At 73.0% G+C, this 21818-nt stretch carries 17 protein-coding genes, 2 pseudogenes and 1 riboswitch; of the genes and pseudogenes, 9 read left to right on the top strand and 10 right to left on the bottom strand.

The window, feature by feature from the left end:
- Window positions 1–83: 83 nt before the first annotated feature.
- Together C8046_RS06710 and C8046_RS06705 are read right to left on the bottom strand one after the other, a co-directional pair.
- A complete protein-coding gene (locus C8046_RS06710; protein ID WP_109228768.1) occupies window positions 84–773 on the bottom strand; it encodes a response regulator in 690 nt (229 codons plus the stop codon).
- Window positions 770–2056 carry a sensor histidine kinase gene (locus C8046_RS06705; RefSeq protein ID WP_235866174.1) on the bottom strand — a complete coding sequence of 429 codons (1287 nt, stop codon included), beginning with the start codon at window positions 2054–2056 and terminating at the stop codon, window positions 770–772. Before C8046_RS06705 ends, C8046_RS06710 begins: the two co-directional genes overlap by 4 nt.
- A gap of 153 nt (window positions 2057–2209) precedes the next feature.
- Between C8046_RS06705 and C8046_RS06700 the strand changes: the two are divergent.
- Window positions 2210–4830, top strand: a pseudogene (locus C8046_RS06700) (UvrD-helicase domain-containing protein).
- A 57-nt stretch (window positions 4831–4887) separates the two neighbouring features.
- Complete coding sequence (locus C8046_RS06695; protein ID WP_109228767.1) at window positions 4888–5277, top strand: hypothetical protein; 390 nt, start codon at window positions 4888–4890, stop codon at window positions 5275–5277.
- Between the two features lie 18 nt (window positions 5278–5295).
- Here the strand turns inward: C8046_RS06695 and C8046_RS06690 are convergent, their stop codons facing one another.
- Window positions 5296–5700 (bottom strand): VOC family protein, encoded by a 405-nt coding sequence (locus C8046_RS06690; RefSeq protein ID WP_109228766.1) that lies wholly within the window; start codon window positions 5698–5700, stop codon window positions 5296–5298.
- A 147-nt stretch (window positions 5701–5847) separates the two neighbouring features.
- Here C8046_RS06690 and sucC point away from each other — a divergent pair, with 147 nt between their 5' ends.
- From sucC to C8046_RS18375, 3 genes are all read left to right on the top strand, one after another.
- Window positions 5848–7014 (top strand): ADP-forming succinate--CoA ligase subunit beta, encoded by a 1167-nt coding sequence (gene sucC / locus C8046_RS06685; protein WP_109228765.1) that lies wholly within the window; start codon window positions 5848–5850, stop codon window positions 7012–7014.
- 34 nt (window positions 7015–7048) lie between these two features.
- On the top strand, window positions 7049–7936 hold the full coding sequence (gene sucD / locus C8046_RS06680; RefSeq protein ID WP_109228764.1) for a succinate--CoA ligase subunit alpha: 888 nt from the start codon (window positions 7049–7051) through the stop codon (window positions 7934–7936).
- Window positions 7937–8011: 75 nt separating this feature from the next.
- The gene (locus tag C8046_RS18375; protein WP_109228763.1) at window positions 8012–9514 is read left to right on the top strand and encodes a DUF6350 family protein; all 1503 of its coding nucleotides are present in this window, start codon (window positions 8012–8014) and stop codon (window positions 9512–9514) included.
- On the opposite strand, the gene C8046_RS06670 is transcribed toward C8046_RS18375, so the two are convergent.
- Window positions 9498–10175 (bottom strand): hypothetical protein, encoded by a 678-nt coding sequence (locus C8046_RS06670; protein WP_146197081.1) that lies wholly within the window; start codon window positions 10173–10175, stop codon window positions 9498–9500. The two genes, C8046_RS18375 and C8046_RS06670, sit on opposite strands and share 17 nt — an antisense overlap.
- A 92-nt stretch (window positions 10176–10267) precedes the next feature.
- Here C8046_RS06670 and purN point away from each other — a divergent pair, with 92 nt between their 5' ends.
- The 3 genes from purN to C8046_RS06655 all read left to right on the top strand — a co-directional run bounded on the left by purN (window position 10268) and on the right by C8046_RS06655 (window position 13120).
- Window positions 10268–10906 (top strand): phosphoribosylglycinamide formyltransferase, encoded by a 639-nt coding sequence (gene purN, locus C8046_RS06665; RefSeq protein ID WP_109228761.1) that lies wholly within the window; start codon window positions 10268–10270, stop codon window positions 10904–10906.
- A 135-nt stretch (window positions 10907–11041) separates the two neighbouring features.
- Window positions 11042–11166, top strand: a riboswitch (ZMP/ZTP riboswitch).
- A gap of 33 nt (window positions 11167–11199) precedes the next feature.
- Window positions 11200–12843: a bifunctional phosphoribosylaminoimidazolecarboxamide formyltransferase/IMP cyclohydrolase gene (gene purH / locus C8046_RS06660; protein ID WP_109228760.1), complete on the top strand. Its 1644-nt coding sequence runs from the start codon at window positions 11200–11202 to the stop codon at window positions 12841–12843.
- Window positions 12844–12868: 25 nt separating this feature from the next.
- The gene (locus C8046_RS06655) at window positions 12869–13120 is read left to right on the top strand and encodes a DUF3017 domain-containing protein (protein WP_109228759.1); all 252 of its coding nucleotides are present in this window, start codon (window positions 12869–12871) and stop codon (window positions 13118–13120) included.
- 290 nt (window positions 13121–13410) lie between these two features.
- On the opposite strand, the gene C8046_RS06650 is transcribed toward C8046_RS06655, so the two are convergent.
- Window positions 13411–14550 carry an aquaporin gene (locus tag C8046_RS06650; RefSeq protein ID WP_199224408.1) on the bottom strand — a complete coding sequence of 380 codons (1140 nt, stop codon included), beginning with the start codon at window positions 14548–14550 and terminating at the stop codon, window positions 13411–13413.
- Between the two features lie 195 nt (window positions 14551–14745).
- On the opposite strand from C8046_RS06650, the pseudogene C8046_RS06645 reads away from it, so the two are divergent.
- A pseudogene (locus tag C8046_RS06645) lies at window positions 14746–15755 on the top strand (malate dehydrogenase).
- Between the two features lie 115 nt (window positions 15756–15870).
- On the opposite strand, the gene C8046_RS06640 reads toward C8046_RS06645, so the two are convergent.
- The 5 genes from C8046_RS06640 to C8046_RS06620 all read right to left on the bottom strand — a co-directional run bounded on the left by C8046_RS06640 (window position 15871) and on the right by C8046_RS06620 (window position 21814).
- Window positions 15871–18081, bottom strand: a complete 2211-nt coding sequence (locus tag C8046_RS06640; protein ID WP_109228758.1) for an NADP-dependent isocitrate dehydrogenase — start codon at window positions 18079–18081, stop codon at window positions 15871–15873.
- Window positions 18082–18231: 150 nt separating this feature from the next.
- Window positions 18232–19008 (bottom strand): ABC transporter ATP-binding protein, encoded by a 777-nt coding sequence (locus C8046_RS06635; protein WP_235866171.1) that lies wholly within the window; start codon window positions 19006–19008, stop codon window positions 18232–18234.
- Window positions 18998–19744, bottom strand: coding sequence for an ABC transporter ATP-binding protein (locus tag C8046_RS06630; protein ID WP_109228757.1), 747 nt, complete (start codon window positions 19742–19744; stop codon window positions 18998–19000). Before C8046_RS06630 ends, C8046_RS06635 begins: the two co-directional genes overlap by 11 nt.
- Window positions 19741–20946, bottom strand: coding sequence for a branched-chain amino acid ABC transporter permease (locus C8046_RS06625; RefSeq protein WP_235866170.1), 1206 nt, complete (start codon window positions 20944–20946; stop codon window positions 19741–19743). Before C8046_RS06625 ends, C8046_RS06630 begins: the two co-directional genes overlap by 4 nt.
- Window positions 20930–21814 (bottom strand): branched-chain amino acid ABC transporter permease, encoded by an 885-nt coding sequence (locus C8046_RS06620; RefSeq protein WP_109228756.1) that lies wholly within the window; start codon window positions 21812–21814, stop codon window positions 20930–20932. Before C8046_RS06620 ends, C8046_RS06625 begins: the two co-directional genes overlap by 17 nt.
- Window positions 21815–21818: the final 4 nt, after the last annotated feature.

The following is a 21818-nucleotide window of genomic DNA, read 5'->3' as shown; positions in this document are numbered from 1 at the left end:
TGACTCCACGCTAGGCAGCGGGCGACGGCGGCGCCTCGGCCACGAGGGCGAACCCGCGTCTCCCCCTCGTGGGGGAGACGCGGTCAGCCGAGGTCGACGAGCTGGTGGCGGTAGGCGTACGCGACGGCCTGCACGCGGTCGCGCAGCGCGAGCTTCATCAGCACGTTGGAGACGTGGGTCTTCACGGTGGCGCGGCCGACGAACAGGCGCTGCGCGATCTCGTCGTTGGACAGGCCCAGCGCCAGCAGCTGCAGCACCTCGAGCTCCCGCTCGGTGAGGCCGGCCACGGCCGCGGACCCGGTGGCGTCGGGGACGGCGGGGCGGCCCTCGGCCCGGCCCTCGCCCGCCACCGCGCGCTCGATGACGGCGCGCGTGACCTCCGGGGAGAGCAGCGAGTCGCCGGCGGCGATGGTGCGGATCCCCTCGGCGAGCTGCTCCGGGCGGGAGTTCTTCAGGAGGAATCCGCTCGCACCCGCCGTGAGCGCCGCCAGCAGGTAGTCCTCGCGCTCGAACGTGGTCAGGACCAGCACGCGCGAGCACACGTCGGGGTCGGCCACGAGCTGCCGCGTCGCCTCGAGCCCGCCGATGCCGGGCATCTCGACGTCCATGCAGACGACGTCGGGCTGCTCGCGCCGGACGACCTCGAGCGCCTCCTCGCCGCTGCCGGCCTGGCCCACGACCTCCAGGTCGCCCTGGAGCTGCAGGATCGTGCGGATGCCCTCGCGCATGAGGGCGTGGTCGTCGACCAGGACGATCCGGACGGAGTCGGTCATCGGGCGGCCTCCACGGCGGGGGTCGGGACGGTGTCGGAGCGGCCGGGGGTGACGGCGGCGAAGGGCAGCGGGACGCTGGCGCGGACGACGAAGCCGCCGCCCAGGCGGGGCTGGGTGACGAGCGTGCCGGCCAGCGTCTTCACGCGCTCCTGCATGCCCAGGAGGCCGAGGCCGGCGCCGGGGGCGCGCGAGGGGCGGCCCGCGCCGTCGTCGGACACCTCCAGCTCGACCGTGTCGACGTCGTACCGGAGGCGGACGGAGGCCCGCGCCCCGGGCCCGGCGTGCTTGACGACGTTCGTCAGCGACTCCTGCGCGATCCGGTAGAGGTTGAGCGAGACGAGCGGGGGCAGCGGACGCGGGTGGCCGACCGTCTGCAGGTCCAGGCGCAGGCCCGCGGTGCGGGACTCGGCGACCAGGGCAGGCAGCTCCGCGACTCCCGGGGCGGAGTCGGGATCGACCGCCTCGTCGTCGCGCAGCGTGCCGAGAAGCTCGTAGAGCTCGGCGACGGCGGCGCGGGAGGAGTCCTCCAACGCCTCGATCTGGGTCCGGGCGGCGTCGGTGTCGTGGGTCAGCAGCGCCCGCGCGGCCGCGGCCTGGACCCCCATCAGCGAGACGTGGTGCGCCACGGCGTCGTGCAGCTCCCGGGCGATCCGCAGGCGCTCGATCGTCACGGCCTGGCGCGAGAGACGGGCGCGCTCGGCCTGGAGCTCGACGGCGCGAGCCTCGCCGACGGCGCGCTGCCGCGCGGCGTTCCACGCGTGGTTGCCGAACCAGTACGCCCCCGCGAAGTAGAGGACGTTGACGAGCACCTGCTGGAGCATCAGTGCGGCCACCGGTGTCATCGCACCGACGCCGGCGCCACCGAGGTCGAGGTCGGCGGTGCTCGCTCGGAAGAAGGACGTCAGGAGCCAGACGAACATCGCGCCGATGATCGCCCCGCGCACCCAGGTCGCACGCCGCCGGTCGGACTCCCACGCCCCGACCGTGTACAGCGCCATGAACACGGCGACGTTCGAGATCGTGAGCTCGGGCACCCGCGCCTCGCCGAGCACCACGAAGGCCACCGCCGCGATCCCGGCCACGAGGCTCGGGTGGCTGCGGCGCCAGGCCAGCGGGATCGTCAGCGCGGCGATCACGACCATCGACAGCCACACCGGTGCCGTGCCCGTCATGTCGCTGGCCGCTCGCGTCAGCGTGAGCGATCCGACGGCCAGGACCAGGAGCACGACGGCGATGGCCAGGTCGGCGCGCCGCTCGCCGGTGGTGGGGCCGGGCGGCGCCACGTCGAGAGCTCCGGGTCGCTGGTCACGCAGGCCACGCTAGCGACGACCGCCGACACCCGCCTCCGCCGCGCGGCGGAGCGTGGCGCGCGCCGCGCGACGGGGCTGGGGACGACGGACCCGGATGTCGGTGGCGCGACCTACGCTTGAGGGGCCATGACGACTCTCTTCGACAACCTCCCCCTCGGTGACGGCCGCGACGCCTCGTCGTCGCTCGGCGCGCTCGCCGTCACGGCCCCGGGCGCACGACTCCCCGGCATCGTCCCGCTGGCGCGGAGCCAGCAGCCGGGTGCCGAGGGCTCCGAGGCTGCGGTCGGCGCGGGCCGGTCGCGTCGTCAGGACCGCTCGCCGTCCTCGCTCCTCGAGGGCCTGAACCCGCAGCAGCGCGAGGCCGTCGAGCACCGCGGGGGTCCGCTGCTGATCATCGCGGGGGCCGGCTCCGGCAAGACCCGCGTCCTGACGAACCGCATCGCCTACCTGCTTGGCACCGGGCAGGCGCGTCCGGGCGAGATCCTCGCGATCACCTTCACCAACAAGGCCGCGGCGGAGATGCGGGAGCGCGTCGAGGAGCTGGTCGGACCGCCCGCACGCAGCATGTGGGTCTCGACGTTCCACTCCGCGTGCGTGCGCATCCTGCGCCGCGAGCACGCCGCCCTCGGCCTGCGCTCCAGCTTCTCCATCTACGACTCCTCCGACTCCCAGCGACTCATGCAGCTGGTCTGTCGGGGCCTGGACCTCGACCCCAAGCGGTTCCCGCCGAAGGCGTTCTCCAAGCGGGTCTCCGACCTCAAGAACGAGCTGGTCGACCCGGACGACTTCGCGCGGACGGTGACCGAGACCAACGTCTACGAGGCCAACCTCGCCGCCGCCTACCGCGGCTACCAGGACCGGCTGCGCCAGGCCAACGCGCTCGACTTCGACGACCTCATCGCCACCACCGTCCACCTGCTGCAGGCCTTCCCCGCGATCGCCGAGAGCTACCGTCGCCGGTTCCGGAACGTGCTGGTGGACGAGTACCAGGACACCAACCACGCCCAGTACATCCTCGTGAAGGAGCTCGCGGGCGTCGCCACGACGGGCTGGGAGGTGCCGGAGGGCGACGCCGCCGCCGTCGGTCCCGACGCCGACGCGCGGGCCTCGGCCGCCCGCGTCCCGCCCGCGCAGCTGACGGTCGTCGGCGACGCCGACCAGTCGATCTACGCCTTCCGCGGCGCGACGATCCGCAACATCCTGGAGTTCGAGGAGGACTACCCCGACGCGCGGACGATCCTGCTCGAGCAGAACTACCGCTCCACGCAGCACATCCTCACGGCCGCCAACGCCGTCATCTCCCGCAACCCCGGCCGCCGCGCCAAGAACCTGTGGACGGCCGAGGGCAACGGTCCCAAGGTCGTCGGCTACGTCGCCGACTCCGACCACGAGGAGGCACGGTTCGTCGCCGACGAGATCGACGCGCTCGGCGACTCCGACGGCGTCAAGCCGGGTGACGTCGCCGTCTTCTACCGCACCAACGCGCAGTCGCGCTCGCTCGAGGAGGTGCTGGTCCGCTCCGGCATCCCCTACAAGGTCGTCGGCGGTACGCGGTTCTACGAGCGCCGCGAGGTCAAGGACGCGATCGCCTACCTTCGCGCCGTCGCCAACCCCGACGACTCGGTGAACATCCGCCGGATCCTCAACGTGCCCAAGCGTGCGATCGGCGACCGCACCGAGGGCGCGCTGGCGTGGTTCGCCGAGCGCGAGCGGATCTCGTTCGGCGCCGCGGTCGACCGCTACGAGGAGATCGGCATGCCGGCCCGCGCCGCGGGGGCGGTGAAGGAGTTCGCCGACCTCATGACCGGGCTGCGGGAGCTGCTGGAGGCCGGGGCGACCCCGGCCGAGGTGCTCGACGCAGCGCTGGACCGCTCCGGCTACCTCGCCGAGCTCCGCGCGAGCGACGACCCGCAGGACGCCTCCCGGGTGGAGAACCTCGCCGAGCTCCACGCCGTCGCGGCCGAGTTCGCGGCGTCGGACCCCGACGGCGATCTGGCGGACTTCCTCGAGCGGGTCGCCCTGGTCGCCGACTCCGACCAGATCCCGGCCGAGGACGGCGGGGCGGCGTCGTCACGCTGATGACCGTGCACACGGCCAAGGGTCTGGAGTTCCCGGTCGTCTTCGTCACCGGGCTGGAGGACGGGACCTTCCCGCACCAGCGCTCGCTCGCCGACCCCGACCAGCTGAGCGAGGAGCGTCGCCTGGCCTACGTGGCCCTGACCCGCGCCCGGAACCGTCTCTACATCACGCGCGCCGCCGTCCGCACCGCGTTCGGCGTCCCGAACGAGCTCCCCGCCTCCCGGTTCATCGACGACCTCCCCACCGAGGTCCTGGACTGGCGCCGCGAGGAGTCCTCGATGCAGACGCTGCGCGGGGGCTGGGGCGGCGGCTACGGCTCCGGGGGCTACGGCGGCCGGGGTCGGCCCCGCAGCAACGACGACGACTTCTCTCCCGCCTACGGCAGCGGCCGTCGCGGCGAGAGCGGCGGCACAGGGACGCGCGGCGGCCGGTCCGACCTCACGAGCCGGCAGGGGCAGCCGCGGACCGGCGGCACCTTCGGCTCGGCCAAGCCGCAGGTCGACGTGCCGACGCTCGCGGTGGGGGAGCGCGTCACCCACGACTCCTACGGGATGGGCACCGTCGTGGCGATCGAGGGCGCGGGCGCCAGCGCCGTCGCGAAGATCGACTTCGGCAGCGGCGGCACCAAGCGCCTGCTGCTGCGGTACTCGCCGGTCACCAAGCTCTAGCCGGTGTCGCCGGCGTCGCCGGCGGCGGGGAGCCCGGCCGACACCTACCGTGGGCCCATGGAGTTCGCGACCCTGCTCGGACTGGTCCTCGGCGTGCTCGGCCTGGCAGCGCTCGCCAACGGCGTCGTCGCGCTCTGGCGGTCCTCGCCGTCGCGCCGCTACCGGGCCGTGGTCGCGAGCGTCGTCCCCCAGGCCACGTTCCTCGTCCTCCACCTCGACGTGCCCACGCCGGGAGGTGACGTCCGGGTACCGGCGCGCACGACGCTCGCGGACCCCGACGTCGAGATCGGCGCCGAGCGCGAGGTGGTGCTCGACGCCCTCCGGAAGATCGCCTGGATCGGAGCCGCCCCCCGCTCGCTCCGGATCCTCGGCGTGGTCTCCGTCGTGCTCGGGACGGTCCTGCTGGTGGTCGCCGCGGGGCTCGTCGGCGTCGGCGCGAGAGTCTGACGACGGCGGCTCGCCGGTTCAGTCCTCGACGGGCGGGTGCGGGCTCGCGAGCCCGATCGTCAGCCCGCTCGGATCGGTGAACAGCGCCCACCACCCGAAGCCCTCGCCGATCGCGGCGCGGCCGTGCACCACGCGCCCGCCGGCCGCCGTCACGCGGGACAGGCTCGCCTCGAGGTCGGCGACGTTGATCGTCAGCCGGGTTCCGTCACCGAGCTGCCCGGTGTCGGTGTCGTGGGCGTAGATGCCGCCGACCATCCGCCCGCGGTGGAGCACGATCTCGTAGTCGGCGTCCATCGCCTCGAACTCCCAGTCGAACGCCTCGCGGTAGAACCGGACGGAGTCGGGGAGGTTCGTCGCGGGGATCTCCCACCACGTGACGGTGCCGTAGTCCTCGCCGTCGTCGGTCGCGCTGGTCTCGGTCATCGTCGTCCCCTGGGTCGTGGGCGTTCCGGGTCCTGAGCAGTGTGCCGCCGCGGCGCCGCCGACGGCTAGGCTGGGCGGCGATGTCTCTACGTCGAGACATGTCGGCATTCGAGCGCCGAGACCCGGCGTGATACGGAAGGACCCGTAGTGGACCTGTTCGAGTACCAGGCACGTGACGTCTTCGAGAAGCACGGCGTCCCCGTGCTCGGAGGCATCGTGGCGACCACCCCCGAGGAAGCCCGCGCGGCGGCCGAGACACTGGGCGGCGGCGTCGTCGTCGTGAAGGCCCAGGTCAAGACCGGCGGACGCGGCAAGGCCGGCGGCGTGAAGCTCGCGAAGTCCCCGCAGGAGGCCTACGACCACGCGGCCGCGATCCTCGGCATGGACATCAAGGGCCACACCGTCCACCGCGTGATGATCGCGCAGGGCGCCGACATCGCCGAGGAGTACTACTTCTCGGTGCTGCTCGACCGCGCGAACCGCTCCTACCTGGCCATGGCCAGCGTCGAGGGCGGCATGGAGATCGAGATCCTCGCCGTCGAGCGGCCCGAAGCCCTCGCGCGCATCGCCGTGGACCCGACCGTCGGCATCGACGCGGCCAAGGCCGCCGAGATCGTCGCGGCCGCCGGGTTCGCGCCCGACGTCGCCGACCAGATCGCCGACGTCTTCCAGAAGCTCTGGACGGTCTACCAGGCCGAGGACGCCACGCTGGTGGAGGTCAACCCGCTGGTCAAGACCGGCGACGGCCGCATCGTGGCGCTGGACGGCAAGGTCTCGATCGACGAGAACGCCGGCTTCCGCCACCCCGACCACGCGGACCTCGAGGACGCCTCGGCGGTCGACCCGCTCGAGGCCAAGGCCGCCGAGCACGACCTCAACTACGTCAAGCTCGACGGCAGCGTCGGGATCATCGGCAACGGCGCGGGGCTCGTGATGAGCACGCTCGACGTCGTCGCCCTCGCGGGCGAGAAGCACGGCGGCGTCACGCCGGCCAACTTCCTCGACATCGGCGGCGGCGCCTCCGCGGCCGTGATGGCCGCCGGCCTGGACGTCATCCTCGGCGACCCGCAGGTGAAGAGCGTGTTCGTCAACGTCTTCGGCGGCATCACCGCGTGCGACGAGGTCGCCAACGGCATCGTCAAGGCGCTGGAGATCCTCGGCAGCGAGGCCTCCAAGCCGCTCGTCGTCCGTCTCGACGGCAACAACGTGGAGGAGGGTCGCCGCATCCTCGCCGAGGCCGCGCACCCCCTCGTCACCCTCGCCGACACGATGGACGGCGGCGCCGACAAGGCTGCCGAGCTGGCCAACGCCTGAGCCCCGGCTCCCGACACTAAGGACTGAACCTCACATGGCCATCTTCATCGACGACGCCTCGCGCGTCATCGTCCAGGGCATGACCGGCTCGGAGGGCATGAAGCACACCACGCGCATGCTCGCCTCGGGCACCACCGTCGTCGGCGGCGTCAACCCCCGCAAGGCCGGCACGTCCGTCGCCTTCGGCGAGGGCGAGAACGCCGTGGACGTCCCCGTCTACGGCTCGGTCACCGAGGCCGTCGAGGCCACCGGTGCCGACGTCTCCGTGATCTTCGTGCCGCCGGCCCACACCAAGGGCGCCGTGGTCGAGGCGATCGAGGCGGGCGTCCCGCTCGTCGTCATCATCACCGAGGGCGTCCCGGTCGCCGACAGCGCCGAGTTCTTCACGCTGGCTCAGGCCAGGGGCTCGCGTCTCATCGGCCCGAACTGCCCCGGCATCATCAGCCCAGGCAAGTCCAACGTCGGCATCATCCCGGCCAACATCACGGGCCCCGGCAAGGTCGGCCTCGTGTCGAAGTCCGGCACCCTGACCTACCAGATGATGTTCGAGCTGGCCGAGTACGGCTTCTCCACGGCCATCGGCATCGGCGGTGACCCCATCATCGGGACCACGCACATCGACGCCCTCGAGGCGTTCGAGGCCGACCCCGACACCGAGATCATCGTGATGATCGGCGAGATCGGTGGCGACGCCGAGGAGCGGGCCGCCGACTTCATCAAGGCCAACGTCACGAAGCCGGTCGTCGGCTACGTCGCCGGCTTCACGGCCCCCGAGGGCAAGACGATGGGCCACGCCGGAGCCATCGTCTCCGGCTCCGCCGGGACCGCGCAGGCCAAGAAGGAGGCCCTCGAGGCCGCCGGCGTCAAGGTCGGCACCACCCCGAGCGAGACCGCGCAGCTGGTCCGCGACCTGCTGGGCTGAGCCCGGGAGGAACCACCGCCGGGTTTCCCGGCAGCACCGACGACGGCGTGGCTCACGAGCCACGCCGTCGTCGCGTTGCACCATGGTCGGGATGGCCAGACCTCCCGCCCCCGACTCACGCCGCGCTCCACCGACACGGCGGAGCTCGACGCGCAGGAGATCGAGGTCGAGATCCTCGACCCTGCCCCGCGCGCCCGTCGCGGCCCGTTCCGCGACGACGACGATCGCGACCTCGACGACCTCACCGACACCCAGGCGCTGGAGCTCCTCGCGCCCGGTGGCACCAGCGAGCACGGCGCGTCCTCCCGGCGGGCCCGGGTGCTCGAGCCGGAGCCGTCCGCCGGCCGCAGCGTCCTGCCGACCGAGGCGCTGCGCGCGCTCCGGGCGGGGCTCGAGTCCGTCGTCATCTCCTGGCTGCTGATCACCGTCCCGGTCATCGCCGCCTACGTCGCCACCGTCGCCTCGCCCGTGCTGGGGGAGGCGAGCTGGCTCGACGCCGCGCGGAACGGCAGCGCCGGCTGGCTGCTCGGCCTCGGTCAGGAGATGGCCGTCCTCGGCGTCGACGGGTCGACGACGGCGGTCACGCTGGCACCGCTCGCGCTCACCCTCGTCACCTGCGCGCTGCTGGCCGGGTCGGTCCGCCGGGCGCGCCTGACGCACCCCGGGGCGTTCGCCGTCGCGGCCCTCGCCGCCGCGGGGGTCGTCGTGCTGGCGTACGCCCTGGCCGAGCAGACCCCGAGCCCGCGCGCGGTGGGGACCACCGCCGTCGTGATCGGTGTCTCGGTGCTCGTCGGCGCCGCGCGATCGCGGGCGCTGCCCGCGCTGCCGGCCTCCGACACCGTGACCGCCGCCGTCGTGGGACTGCGCGGCGGCCTGCGCGCCGTGACGACCCTCGTCGTGCTCGGCGCCGTCACCGTGGTCGGCCTCGTGCTCGCCCGGTCCGGTGCGGTGCTGGAGCTCCAGCGTGCGCTCGACGCCGACCCGCTGAGCCTCGTCGTCCTCGTCGTCGGGCAGCTGCTCGCCGTCCCCACGCTCGCCGTCTGGGCCCTCGCCTGGTGGCTCGGCCCCGGCTTCTCCATCGGGATGGTCGACGTCGCGCCGAGCGGGGTCGCCGACGGACCGCTCCCGGTCGTCCCGATCCTCGCCGCGCTGCCCGAGGCCGGACCCGGGCCGGGCGCCGCCGTCGTGCTCGTCCCGATCGCGCTGCTCACCCTCGTGCTCGCGGGGGTCGTCCGGCGGGCGGGTGCCGACTGGCGCGGTCAGGTCCTCGCGCTCGTCTCGGCCGTGGTCGCGACGACGGCCGTGGTCACGGTCCTCGCCGGACTGTCCGGCGGTGTCGACGGCGCCACGATCGGCCCGCTGGCGGCCGTCGGGACCCGGACGGCCGAGGTCGCCGGCACGACGGCGTGGGTCACCGCCGTCGCCGCGGCGGTCGCGTGGGTGCTCGTCCTGGGGGCGCGGCGCCTGGACCTCCCCGGCCGGTACCCCGTGCTGGGTGACCTGGCCGCCGCCGGACGCCGGCTGCGGGCCGGCCTGGCGGCGCCCCGGGTGCTGCGGCGGTTCAGCCGCCGGAGGTGAGGAAGCCCGTCAGGGTGTCGCTGAACTCGGCGTCGCAGGCGGCCTGGGCCGAGACGGTCAGCGCCCGGTCGGAGCACTCCTGGAGGGCGAGCTGGGCCGGCAGGGTCACGAGCGTCGCGATGCTCGTGAAGGCGACGAAACCGCTCATGGCGATGCTCGCCACCAGCAGCGGGTTCCAGATCGCCCGGGGCGTCCTGCGGGCCGCCAGGATCATCCGGATCCCGACGACGACGGCGACCGCCGCCAGCGCGAGGGCCGCGAGGCTCCAGGGCACGCGCAGCATCGTGACCACGACGGCGGCCAGCACCAGCAGGAGGTAGCGGCCGAGATCGCGGCGCGACTCCTTGTCGATCTCGGGGCGCGGGTCGGCGGCGCGGGAGTCCGCGGTGCGGTGAGCGCCGTCGGGCCGCGGGTTCGAGCCCGGACGCCGCGGCTGCTGCGGGCCGGAACCCTGGGGAGGCTGCTGCGGGTTGTGGTGGTGCTGGGGGCCGGGCTGCGGCGGCTGCTGGTGCTGCGGCTGCTGCGGGGGAACGCCGCGCGGGGGAGCCCCGACGGCTCCGCGCACCTCCTGCGGCGCGGGGTAGGCCACGTCGGCGCCCCGATCGCCCGGGGTCTCCGGCGTCGTGGGCTGCTCGTCCTCGCGGACCTCGTGGTCGGTCACTCGTTCCTCCGTCGCCTGGTCGTCCGGGTCGGTGCCTCCGACCACGTCGGCGCACCGCGCGGACGGGCACCCGCCCCGGACCATTGTGCGCGATGCCCGACTACCCTCGCAGGGTGAGCCCCCACCGCCCCACCCGTGTCGTCGTCCTCATCTCGGGAGGCGGGTCCAATCTCGCCGCCCTCCTGACCGCCTCCGACGATCCCGCCTACGGCGTCGAGATCGTCGGCGTCGGAGCCGACCGGCACTCGGCCGCCGGGCTGGCGCTCGCCGGCGACCGGGGGATCCCGACGTTCGTGGAGCGGGTCGGCGACCACGCCGAGCGCGTCGACTTCGACCGCGCCCTCACGGCGCAGGTCGCGGCGCTGGAGCCCGACCTGGTCGTCTCGGCCGGCTTCCTCAAGCTCGTCGGGGCGGACTTCCTGGCCGCGTTCGAGGGCCGCTACCTCAACACGCACAACTCGCTGCTGCCGGCGTTCCCGGGGATGCAGGCGCCCGCGGACGCCCTCGCGCACGGGGTGAAGATCGCCGGCGCCACGCTGTTCGTCGTGGACGAGGGGGTCGACGCCGGCCCGATCCTCGCTCAGACGGCCGTCCCCGTCCTCGACGACGACGACCTCGACACCCTCACCGAGCGCATCAAGGTCGCGGAGCGGGCGCAGCTCGTCGAGGTCGTCGGACGCCTCGCCCGCGAGGGCTGGCGCGTCGAGGGCCGCCGCGTCCTCATCGGCTGACCCGCCGACCCACCTCCGCGAGGGGTTTCTGCACCCTCGGCGAGGGGGTTGCGCACCCTCGGCGAGGGGTTTGCGCACCCTCGGCGAGGGGGTTGCGCACCTCCGGAACCCGCCAGCGCCCGGCCCGGTAGACTCGGTGCGGGCCGTGACTGGCGAACGCCCGGGCACCCGCGAGGTGCCCGTGGCACGAGGTGGACAACCACCGGGGAGCGGCCCAGTGCTGGCAACGACCTCACCCGCCGATCGCCTGGGCGTGTGACCTGAACCGACGCACCCGTCCCCAGGAGCACCCCGTGACTCACCCCGCGCCCGCCACCCCGCTGACCACGCCCGACGTCGTCCCCGTCCGTCGCGCCCTCGTCTCCGTCTACGACAAGACGGGCCTCGTCGAGCTCGCGACGGCGCTGGCCGCCGCCGGCGTCGAGATCGTCTCGACCGGCTCGACCGCCTCCACCATCGCCGCGGCCGGTGTCGCCGTCACCGGCGTCGAGGACGTCACGGGCTTCCCCGAGATGCTCGACGGCCGCGTGAAGACGCTGCACCCCCGCGTCCACGCCGGCATCCTCGCGGACCGCCGGATCCCCGAGCACGTGGCCACGCTCACCGAGCACGGCATCGACGCGTTCGATCTCGTCGTCGTCAACCTGTACCCGTTCGCCGCGACGGTCGCCTCCGGCGCCGGCCAGGACGAGTGCGTCGAGCTCATCGACATCGGTGGCCCGTCGATGGTGCGCGCCGCCGCGAAGAACCACGCGAGCGTCGCCGTCGTCGTCGACCCCGCCTCCTACGCCGAGGTCGTCACGGCCGTGACGGATGGCGGCTTCACCCTCACGCAGCGCCGCAGCCTCGCGGCCGGCGCGTTCCGCCACACCGCGAGCTACGACGTCGACGTCGCCTCCTGGATGGGCAGCGTCGTGGCGCCCGACGACGTCGTCGCGCGCGAGGGCGGCGACGTCGCCACCGGCTTCCCCGGCTGGGTCGGCGCGACCTGGGAGCGCGCCGCGGTGCTGCGCTACGGCGAGAACCCGCACCAGCGCGCGGCGCTCTACGTCGGCGGCAGCTCCCACCCGGGCCTGGCCCAGGCGGAGCAGCTGCACGGCAAGGAGATGAGCTTCAACAACTACGTCGACGCCGACGCCGCGTGGCGTGCCGCGTGGGACCACCCCGCGCCCGCCGTCGCGATCATCAAGCACGCCAACCCGTGCGGGATCGCGGTCGGTGACGACATCGCCACAGCGCACGCCGCGGCGCACGCGTGCGACCCGGTCTCGGCGTTCGGCGGTGTCATCGCTGCCAACCGTGAGGTCACGGCCGCCATGGCCGCGCAGGTCGCGGAGGTCTTCACGGAGGTGGTGCTCGCCCCGTCCTACGAGAGCGAGGCGCTCGAGATCCTGCAGCGCAAGAAGAACGTGCGCCTGCTCGTCGTCGAGCCGCCCGTGCGCGACGGCGTGGAGCTGCGTCCGATCTCGGGCGGCGTGCTGCTCCAGGCGCGGGACGCGATCGACGCGGTGGTCGACGGCGGTGGCGACGACCCGACGTCGTGGACCCTGGCCGCGGGCGAGCCGGCCGACGAGGCCACGCTGCGCGACCTCGCGTTCGCCTGGCGCGCGGTGCGGGCCGTGAAGTCGAACGCGATCCTGCTGGCGGACACCGGGGCGTCGGTCGGCGTCGGCATGGGCCAGGTGAACCGCGTCGACTCGTGCCGCCTCGCCGTCGAGCGCGCGAACGCGGGGGAGACGGGCGAGCGCGCCCGCGGGGCCGTTGCGGCGTCCGACGCGTTCTTCCCGTTCGCCGACGGAGCCCAGGTGCTCATCGACGCCGGTGTGCGCGCGATCGTGCAGCCGGGCGGGTCGGTGCGCGACGCCGAGGTCGTCGAGGCGGCGGCCGCCGCCGGCGTGACGATGTACCTGACGGGCACGCGGCACTTCGCGCACTGACGTCCGGCGCGGTTAGGGTTCCCGGGTGGAGCGGATCAAGGTCAACACGGTGCAGCTCGTCGCGCTCGCGGGCGTGGTCGCGGCCGGTCTGCTGACCATCGCCTCGGTCCGGATCGGTCTGCAGCTGCTCGCCCTGGTGCTCCTGGGACTCGCTGTCGCCCGCGCGTTCGGCCGTCCGGACCGGGTGCTGATGGCGCGGTCGCGCGGTTTCGACGTCGCGCTCCTGGTGCTGCTGGGCGGACTCATCGCCTACCTGTCCTTCAGCCCCGGGCTGTAGGGGCCGGCGACGGCGGGCCGGTCGCCGTCGTGCCCGGACTCGCGCTCGCCTTGTCTGTGCGCCGACCGCGCCCTTGTGGTCGTGCCGGGTCGGTGGGCGCGCCCTTGTGGTCGTGCCGACTGGGTTGTGGCGACCACAAGGACGCCCTCGCGTCGGGATCGCGACCACAAGGGCGCGGTAGAAGGGCGAGTCGACCTCAGGGGCGCGGTGGGGCGGCGACGCACCGCCCACGAGAACGCCGAACGGGCGCCGGGAGCATCAGCTCCCGGCGCCCGTTCGGCGTTGGTGGATCAGGCGCGCGGGGTGGTCCCGCGGTCGCCCTCGTCGCCCTCGACCTCGGCCTGCGCCTCGGCGGCAGCGGCCTCGGCAGCGGCGGCCTCGGACTGCGTGGCCGGGACCTCCTCGACGACGACGGTCTCGCTCGGCACCGTGGCGGCGGCGCTCTGGCGAGCCAGGAGCGCGTCGATCGCGTCGACGTCGGCCTCCTCCTCGGCGGACTCGGCAGCGGCAGCGGCAGCGGCAGCGGCCTCGGCCTCGTGCGTCGGCTCGACCTCGGGCCACTCCTGGACGGCGGCGGGGGCCGGCGTCGCGAGGAGGTAGATCAGACCGGCGATGGCGGCACCCAGCAGCGGCGCGACCCAGAAGACCCACAGCTGCTGCAGGGCCCAACCCTCGGAGAAGATCGCCGTGGCGGTCGAGCGCGCCGGGTTCAGCGAACCGTTGGTGATCGGCGCGGCGAGTGCGATGAGCACGGCGAGCGTGAGGCCGATCGCGGCGGGCGCGTAGGAGATGCGCGAGCGCTTGTCGGTGACACCGAGGATCACGCCGACGAACACGGCCGTCGCGACGACCTCGACGATCAGCGCGGTCAGGAGCGGGAAGCTCGCGTCGGCCGCCATCGCCGGGTCGATCTGGCTGCGGCTGAACAGGCCGTAGACCGGCGAGTTCTCGGCGAAGCCGTTGCTCGTGCCGGAGAAGAGGGAGCGTGTGGTGCCCTCGCCCGTCGGGGACAGGATCGAGGGAAGGCCGGACGGCACCGTGAAGAACAGGATCGCCGAGGCGGCGGTGCCGCCGACGAGCTGGGCGAGCCAGTACGGGGCGAGGTCGGCCCAGGAGATGCGGCCGGCGATGGCGCCACCGAGGGACACGGCCGGGTTGAAGTGACCGCCCGAGATGTGCCCGACGGCGCTCGCGGCACCCAGGACGGCGATGCCGAAGCCGAGCGGAACGGCCAGGCCGTTGCCCGCGACGCCGTTGACGGCGGCGAACAGCGCGATGCCGACGCCGATGAGCACGAGCGTGAACGTCCCGAACGCCTCGGCGCCCAGGCGGGCCAGCAGGCTGTACTCGGGGGTGACGTCGGTCTCCTCGAGGATCTCTGCCTCGACGGGATCGACGTTCTCGGCGGTTGCCGAGCTAACTGTGGACATGGGTCAGCTCCTTCACAGGGCGTCATTGGTTCCTTCAGCGCCCTCGTGACGCCGCGGTGCATCCTTGCACCGAATCCTGGGAGCGGCCACAGGCGCGCCGCGGTCGCCCGCCCGCTGAGACAGGCGGTCGGGACCGGGCGACGGCGGGGCGCTCGCTAGGGTGAAGCGCCCGTCCTCACCGTCGAAGGAAGTGCCATGGCCCCCGCCACGACCGACCCCGCCCCGACCGCCCCCGTCACGCTCACCCTGTCCGGGGCCGCCGGTCAGATCGGGTACTCGCTGCTCTTCCGCGTGGCGAGCGGGGAGATGTTCGGTCAGGGGACCCCGGTCCGGCTGCGCCTGCTCGAGGTGGAGGGCGCGCTCGGCGCGGCCCACGGCGTCGCGCTCGAGCTCCAGGACGCCGCCTCACCGCACCTGCTCGACGTCGAGGTCACCGCCGATCCGGCCCGGGCGTTCGACGGCGCGAACGTGGCCCTGCTGGTCGGCGCCCGTCCGCGCTCGGCCGGGATGGAGCGCTCCGACCTCCTGGCGGCCAACGCCGGGATCTTCGGACCGCAGGGTCGCGCGATCAACGACAACGCCGCCGACGACGTGCGCGTCCTCGTGGTCGGCAACCCGGCGAACACCAACGCCCTCATCGCGCACGCGCACGCCCCCGACGTCCCGGCCGACCGCTTCACCGCGCTCACGCGCCTGGACCACAACCGCGCGGTGGCCCAGGTGGCCCGGCGCGCCGGCGTCTCGCCCGACCAGGTGCGGCGCGTGGCGATCTGGGGGAACCACAGCCGCACGCAGTACCCCGACCTGCGGCACGCGGAGATCGCCGGCCGGCCGGCGCTGGAGGTGCTCGACCGCGCGTGGGTCGAGGGCGAGCTGATCGACGTCGTGGCCCAGCGCGGGGCGGCGATCATCGCGGCCCGCGGTGGCTCGTCCGTGGCCTCGACCGCGACGGCGATCATCGACCAGGTCCGGCTGCGCCGCGAGGGCGTGCCCGCGGGGACTGGACCTCCACGGGCCTCGTCTCGACGGGCGCCTACGGCGTTCCCGACGGCATCGTCTGCTCGTTCCCCGTCGTCGCGCACGAGCAGGCCTGGCGGATCGTCGAGGGCCTCGAGATCGACGCGTTCTCCCGGGGGCGCATCGACGCCTCCGTGGCGGAGCTGCTGGAGGAGCGCGACGCCGTGCGCGCCCTCGGCCTCCTCTGACGCCCCAGAGGCAACGGCGCCAGGGCCACCGACGACGACGCGCCGACACCCACGAGGGGTGCCGGCGCGTCGTCCGTCGTGCGTCTGGCGTCCTACGGGGCTCGGACCGCCCGGCTCAGAGAGCCGCGAGCGCCGCGTTGAGCGTGGCGCTCGGGCGCATCACCGCGTCGGCCTTGACCGGGTCGGGCCGGTAGTAGCCGCCGATGTCGGCCGGGCTGCCCTGAACCCCGACGAGCTCGGCCACGATCGTCTGCTCGTTCTCCGTCAGGCTGGCGGCGAGCGGCGCGAACGCCGCCGCGAGGTCGGCGTCCACCTGCTGCGCCGCGAGCTCCTGCGCCCAGTAGAGCGCGAGGTAGAAGTGCGACCCGCGGTTGTCGATCCCGCCGAGGCGACGGGTCGGGGACTTGTCCTCGTTGAGGAACGTGCCCGTGGCCCGGTCCAGCGTGTCGGCGAGCACCTGGGCGCGCGTGTTGCCCGTCGTCGTGGCGAGGTGCTCGAACGAGGCCGCGAGCGCGAAGAACTCGCCCAGGCTGTCCCAGCGAAGGTAGTTCTCCTTGACGAGCTGCTGCACGTGCTTCGGGGCGGAGCCGCCTGCCCCGGTCTCGAACAGACCGCCGCCGTTCATCAGCGGCACGACCGAGAGCATCTTGGCGCTGGTCCCGAGCTCGAGGATCGGGAACAGGTCCGTGTTGTAGTCGCGCAGCACGTTGCCCGTGACCGAGATCGTGTCCTCGCCGCGACGGGCACGCTCCAGGGAGAAGGTGCAGGCCGTGGCCGGGTCCATGATCTCGAGGGTCAGACCCGCGGTGTCGTGGTCGGCCAGGTAGGTCCGCACCTTGGTGATGAGGTTCGCGTCGTGCGCGCGCTCGGCGTCGAGCCAGAAGACGGCGGGGGAGCCGGTGGCGCGGGCGCGCGTCACGGCGAGCTTGACCCAGTCGCGGATGGAGGCGTCCTTGGTCTGGCAGGCGCGCCAGATGTCGCCGGCCTGCACGTCGTGGCTCAGCAGCACGGTGCCGGAGGAGTCGGTGAGCTCGACCGTGCCGTCCGCGGCGATCTCGAAGGTCTTGTCGTGCGAGCCGTACTCCTCGGCCGCCTTGGCCATCAGGCCGACGTTCGGCACCGAGCCCATGGTGGCCGGGTCGAGCGCGCCGTTGACGCGGCAGTCCTCGATCGCGGCGGCGTAGACGCCGGCGTAGGAGGAGTCGGGGATGACGGCGAGGGTGTCGGCCTCGGCGCCGTCGGGGCCCCACATCTTGCCGCCGCCGCGGATCATCGCGGGCATCGAGGCGTCGATGATGACGTCGCTGGGGACGTGGAGGTTGGTGATGCCCTTGTCGGAGTCGACCATCGCCAGCGCCGGGCCGTCGGCCAGGCCCTGCGTGACGGCGGCGCGGATCGCCTCGCCGTCGGGCAGCGTGTCGACGGCGGCGAGCAGGGCGCCCAGGCCGTCGTTGGCGGAGATGCCAGCGGCCGCGAGCTGCTCGCCGTAGGTCTCGAACAGCGCGGGGAAGAAGACCTCGACGACGTGGCCGAACAGGATCGGGTCGGAGACCTTCATCATCGTGGCCTTGAGGTGCACCGAGAACAGCACGCCCTCCTCGCGGGCCGCCTCGACCTGCTCGGCGAGGAACGTGCGTAGCGCCGCGGCGCTCATGAACGTGGAGTCCACGACCTCGCCCGCGAGCACGGTCAACCCGTCCTTGAGGACGGTCCGGGTGCCGTCGGCGGCGACGTGCGTGATCGTGAGGGTGTCGTCGGAGGGCACGACGACGGAGCGCTCGTTGGAGAAGAAGTCGCCGGCACCCATGGTCGCGACCCGCGTGCGGGAGTCGGGGCTCCACGTGCCCATGCGGTGCGGGTGCACCTTGGCGTAGTTCTTCACCGACGCGGGGGCGCGGCGGTCGGAGTTGCCCTCGCGCAGGACGGGGTTGACGGCGGAGCCCTTGACCTTGTCGTACCGGGCGCGCACGGCGCGCTCCTCGTCCGTGGCGGGGTTGTCCGGGTAGTCAGGGAGCGCGTACCCCTGGGACTGGAGCTCGGCGACCGCGGCCTTGAGCTGCGGGATGGAGGCCGAGACGTTCGGCAGCTTGATGATGTTGGCCTCGGGCGTGGTGGCCAGCTGGCCCAGCTCGGCGAGGGCGTCGTCCACGCGCTGCTCGGGCGTGAGGTGGTCGGGGAACAGGGCGAGGATGCGGGCGGCGACCGAGATGTCGCGGGTCTCGAGCTCGACCCCGGCCGTGGCGGCGTAGGCCTCGACGATGGGGAGCAGGGAGTAGGTCGCGAGCAGGGGTGCCTCGTCGGTGTGGGTGTAGATGATCCTGGCCATGGTGCGGACTCCGCTCGTCGGGGCTGGTGATATCTCTCGACGTCAAGATACCTGAGTGGGCGTGGTCGCCGCGGACGCACGACGCGGCCCCGCCCTCGCAGGAGGGCGGGGCCGAGGGAGAACGCGCGGTTCGCCGTCGTCGTGATGTTCTCAGGCCGAGGCCTTCGCCTCGCCCGGGCGGCCGCCGAGGTAGAGCTCGGACAGCTGCGGGTCCGCGAGCAGCTCGCGTGCCGGGCCCGTGATGTGCACCCGGCCGAGGTCGAGCACGCAGCCGATGTCCGCCGTCTCCAGCGCCCGGCGGGCGTTCTGCTCCACGAGGAGGACGGCGACGCCGGCGTCGCGCATGCGCACCACCTGCTCGAACACGACCGAGGTCGTCTTCGGGTCGAGCCCCATCGAGGGCTCGTCCAGCAGCACGACCTTCGGGCTCACCATGAGCGACCGCGCGAACTCGACCTGCTTCTGCTGGCCGCCCGAGAGGAGGCCGGCGAGCTGCTTCCACCGCTCGCCGACGATCGGGAACAGGTTCTGCACGAACTCGACCCGCTCCTTGATGACGGCGCTCTCGCGCAGCGTGTACGACCCGAGCAGCACGTTCTCGGCGACCGTCATCTCCCGGAACACGCTGTGTCCCTGGAGCACGTGGGCCAGGCCCGAGGTGAGCATCTGCTGCGGGCCCTGGCCGGTGACGTCGTCCCCAGCCACGAGGATCCGCCCGGAGGCGGGCTTGAGCAGACCGCTCGCGACCTTGAGCACCGTGGACTTGCCGGCGCCGTTCGGTCCGACCAGGCAGACGACCTTGCCGGCGGGGACCCGGATCGTGAGGCCGCGCAGGACCATCGCGGCACGGCCGTAGCCGGCCTGGACGTCGTCGAGGACGAGCAGGTCGCCGTCGCCGGAGGACTGGGGTGTGGTGTCAGACGCCAAGGTAGGCCTCCAGGACGCGAGGGTCGGACTGGACGATGTCGGGGGTGCCCTCGGCGATCGGACGGCCGCGGTCGAACACGATGACGTGGTGGCTCAGGCTCATCACGAGATCCATGTTGTGCTCGACGATGAGGAACGTCGTCCCCTCCGCGTTGAGCTCCTGCACGAGCGAGCCGATCCGGCCGATGAGGGACGGGTTCACGCCGCCCGCCGGCTCGTCCAGCATGATCGTGTCGGGGTCGCCCATGAGCACGCCGGCCAGCTCGAGGAGCTTCTGCTGGCCGTAGGACAGGTCGCGCGCCTCGGTGTCCTCGAGGTGGTCGATCCCGACCCTGACGAGCAGCTGCCGCGCCTTGGCGACCTCCGCGTCCGTGCGCGCCGGCCCCAGGAGGGCCCGGAACCCGGTGCGGGGGACCGCCACGAGCACGTTGTCCAGGACCGTCATGCGCGGGAAGATCCGGCAGAGCTGGAAGCTGCGCCCGATCCCCGCGTTGGCGATCGAGTGCGGTGCCTTGCCCGTGATGTCCTTGCCGCGGAAGGTGACCGTCCCGCTGTCGGGCTTGATCATCCCGGTGACGCAGTTGAAGAACGTCGTCTTGCCGGAGCCGTTCGGGCCGATGAGGGCGTTGATCTTGCCCTCGTGGAAGGTGACGTCGGCACCGTCGACGGCGCGCACGCCGCCGAAGGTCTTCGTCAGACCCCGGGTGGTGAGGTTGGTGCCCGTGCCCTGCGTCATCGTTCCTCCTCGCGGGTGGTCTCGTCGGGGTCGGGGGTGGACCGGGGGGACGGTGTCGCGGTCGACGGCGCAGCGGCCTTCCCGCCCGAGAACACCGACGCCCCGCTCACACCCGCCTTGGCGTTGCGCTCGGCCAGCTCGGCCGCCGTCATCTCCCGGATGGAGGAGGACTGCGGGCCGAACCGCTTCAGCCCTGCCGTCACCGCCGGGATGATTCCGTCGGGCATGAAGAGCACGACGAGCGCGAGCAGCAGGCCCGTGGCCACGAGGTGGAACTGCGTGTCACCGAACTCGAGCTTGAAGACCTCCAGGCCGACGCCGACGATCACGGCGCCCACGAGCGGGCCGAACAGGTTGCGGATGCCGCCGAGCAGCGCCATCAGCACCATGTAGGAGCCGAGCAGGATCGAGAACTGGAAGATCGGGTCGAGGTCGCCGAACCACAGCGCGTACATCCCGCCGGCCAGGCCCGTCAGGGTGGCCGAGATGACGTAGGCGACGAGCTTGTAGTTGCGGGTGGGGATGCCCAGGGCCTCCGCCTTGTCCTCGTCCTCGCGGATCGCCTTGAGGCCGATGCCGAAGCGGGAGCGGTTGATCGCCCACCACAGCACGAGCATGACGATCAGGAGGGCCGCGAACAGGTAGAAGAACACCCGGTGGTGCTCGGGCCGCATCAGGTCGGGGAAGGGGCGCGGCACGACGAGGCCGTTGGAGCCGCCGGTGAAGCTGCCCCAGCCCTGGAAGACCAGCAGCAGGATGAGAACGAACGAGATCGAGACGATCACGAACGAGGCGCCGCGGACCCGGAGGGCCGCGATACCGATCGGCACCGTGATGATCGCGACGACGACGCCGGACAGGGCCCACGCCACGAACGACGGCAGTCCCAGGTCCCGCACGATGAGGCCGGTGCCGTAGGCGCCGAGGCCGAACCAGGCCGCGTGACCGAGCGAGATGTAGCCGGTGAAGCCGCCCATGAAGTTCCACGAGGTGGCCGTGCAGGCGTAGGACAGGATGACGACGCCCGCGGAGAGCACGTAGGCGTTGGGGGCGGCCGAGGGGAAGAAGGCCACGACCGCGAGTCCGAGGAGGATCGCGACGCCTGCCGCGATCCGCCGTCGGGAACGGCCCGCCGACGCGGTGCGGGCGGTGCTGCGCGCGGGGGCGTCGGGAGAGGTGAGAGTGCTAGAAGCGTTGGGCAAGGCGACCTCCGAAGAACCCCTGCGGACGCACCATGAGCGTCACGAACAGTGCGACGTAGAAGATGGTCTGGGCCCACGTGGTGCCGAGCGGCACCTGCAGCAGGCTCTGGCCCACCCCGAGCACGAGGGCCGCGATCGCGGCGCCGGGGATCGATCCCAGGCCGCCGACGACGATGATCGCCATCAGCGGTCCGATCCAGTGCCAGTGCAGCGACGGGTAGATGGTCGCGTCCAGCGAGAGGGCCGTGCCGCCGATGGCGGCCGTGGCCAGGCCGAGGCCGAAGCCCAGGCCGGCCACGCGGTCGGTCCGGATGCCGACCAGCTGGGCGGCCTCCGGGTGCTGGATCGTGGCGCGCAGCGCCTGACCGAAGCGGGTGTGCTTCATCAGCACGTACAGGCCCAGGAGCGAGACGGCGGCGAGGCCGAAGGCGATGAGCTTGACGACGGCGATCTGGGCCCCGAACAGCTCGATGCTCGAGCCGGAGTAGGACAGCTGGATGCGGCGCTGCGTGCCGCCCCAGATGAAGCCGATGAGTCCTTCGAGGAACAGCGCGATCGCGAAGGTGAGGAGCACCGACATCATCGTGAGCGTCGCCGGCCTGAGCCGGCGGATCAGCAGCCGCTGCATGACGACGCCGATCCCGAAGAACAGCGGCACCGTCACCACCAGCGTGAGCAGCGGGTCGATCCCGAGTCGGGAGTTCGCGAACCAGGCGAGGTAGGCGGCCAGCACGAGGAACGACGCGTGGGCGATCATGACGACGCGCATGACGCCGAAGTAGAGCGTCAGGCCCGCTGCCAGGAGGGCGTAGAGCCCTCCCAGCAGCACGCCGAGGATGAGGCTCTGGACGAGGAGCGATCCGCTCATGCCC

It is taken from the genome of Serinibacter arcticus (genome assembly GCF_003121705.1).
GTDB lineage: Bacteria > Actinomycetota > Actinomycetes > Actinomycetales > Beutenbergiaceae > Litorihabitans.
The sequence above is the reverse complement of the archived record's forward strand: the minus strand, read 5'-3'. Positions and strand labels throughout refer to the sequence as shown.

Excerpts from the sequence above, each read along its gene's own strand:
- purN (WP_109228761.1), top strand. The coding sequence starts at position 10,268 with ATGCCCGACTACCCTCGCAGGGTGAGCCCCCACCGCCCCACCCGTGTC.
- C8046_RS06620 (WP_109228756.1), bottom strand. The coding sequence starts at position 21,814 with ATGAGCGGATCGCTCCTCGTCCAGAGCCTCATCCTCGGCGTGCTGCTG.
- C8046_RS06710 (WP_109228768.1), bottom strand. The coding sequence starts at position 773 with ATGACCGACTCCGTCCGGATCGTCCTGGTCGACGACCACGCCCTCATG.
- C8046_RS06650 (WP_199224408.1), bottom strand. The coding sequence starts at position 14,550 with ATGTCCACAGTTAGCTCGGCAACCGCCGAGAACGTCGATCCCGTCGAG.
- C8046_RS06640 (WP_109228758.1), bottom strand. The coding sequence starts at position 18,081 with ATGGCCAGGATCATCTACACCCACACCGACGAGGCACCCCTGCTCGCG.
- C8046_RS06695 (WP_109228767.1), top strand. The coding sequence starts at position 4,888 with ATGGAGTTCGCGACCCTGCTCGGACTGGTCCTCGGCGTGCTCGGCCTG.
- sucD (WP_109228764.1), top strand. The coding sequence starts at position 7,049 with ATGGCCATCTTCATCGACGACGCCTCGCGCGTCATCGTCCAGGGCATG.
- C8046_RS06690 (WP_109228766.1), bottom strand. The coding sequence starts at position 5,700 with ATGACCGAGACCAGCGCGACCGACGACGGCGAGGACTACGGCACCGTC.
- C8046_RS06630 (WP_109228757.1), bottom strand. The coding sequence starts at position 19,744 with ATGACGCAGGGCACGGGCACCAACCTCACCACCCGGGGTCTGACGAAG.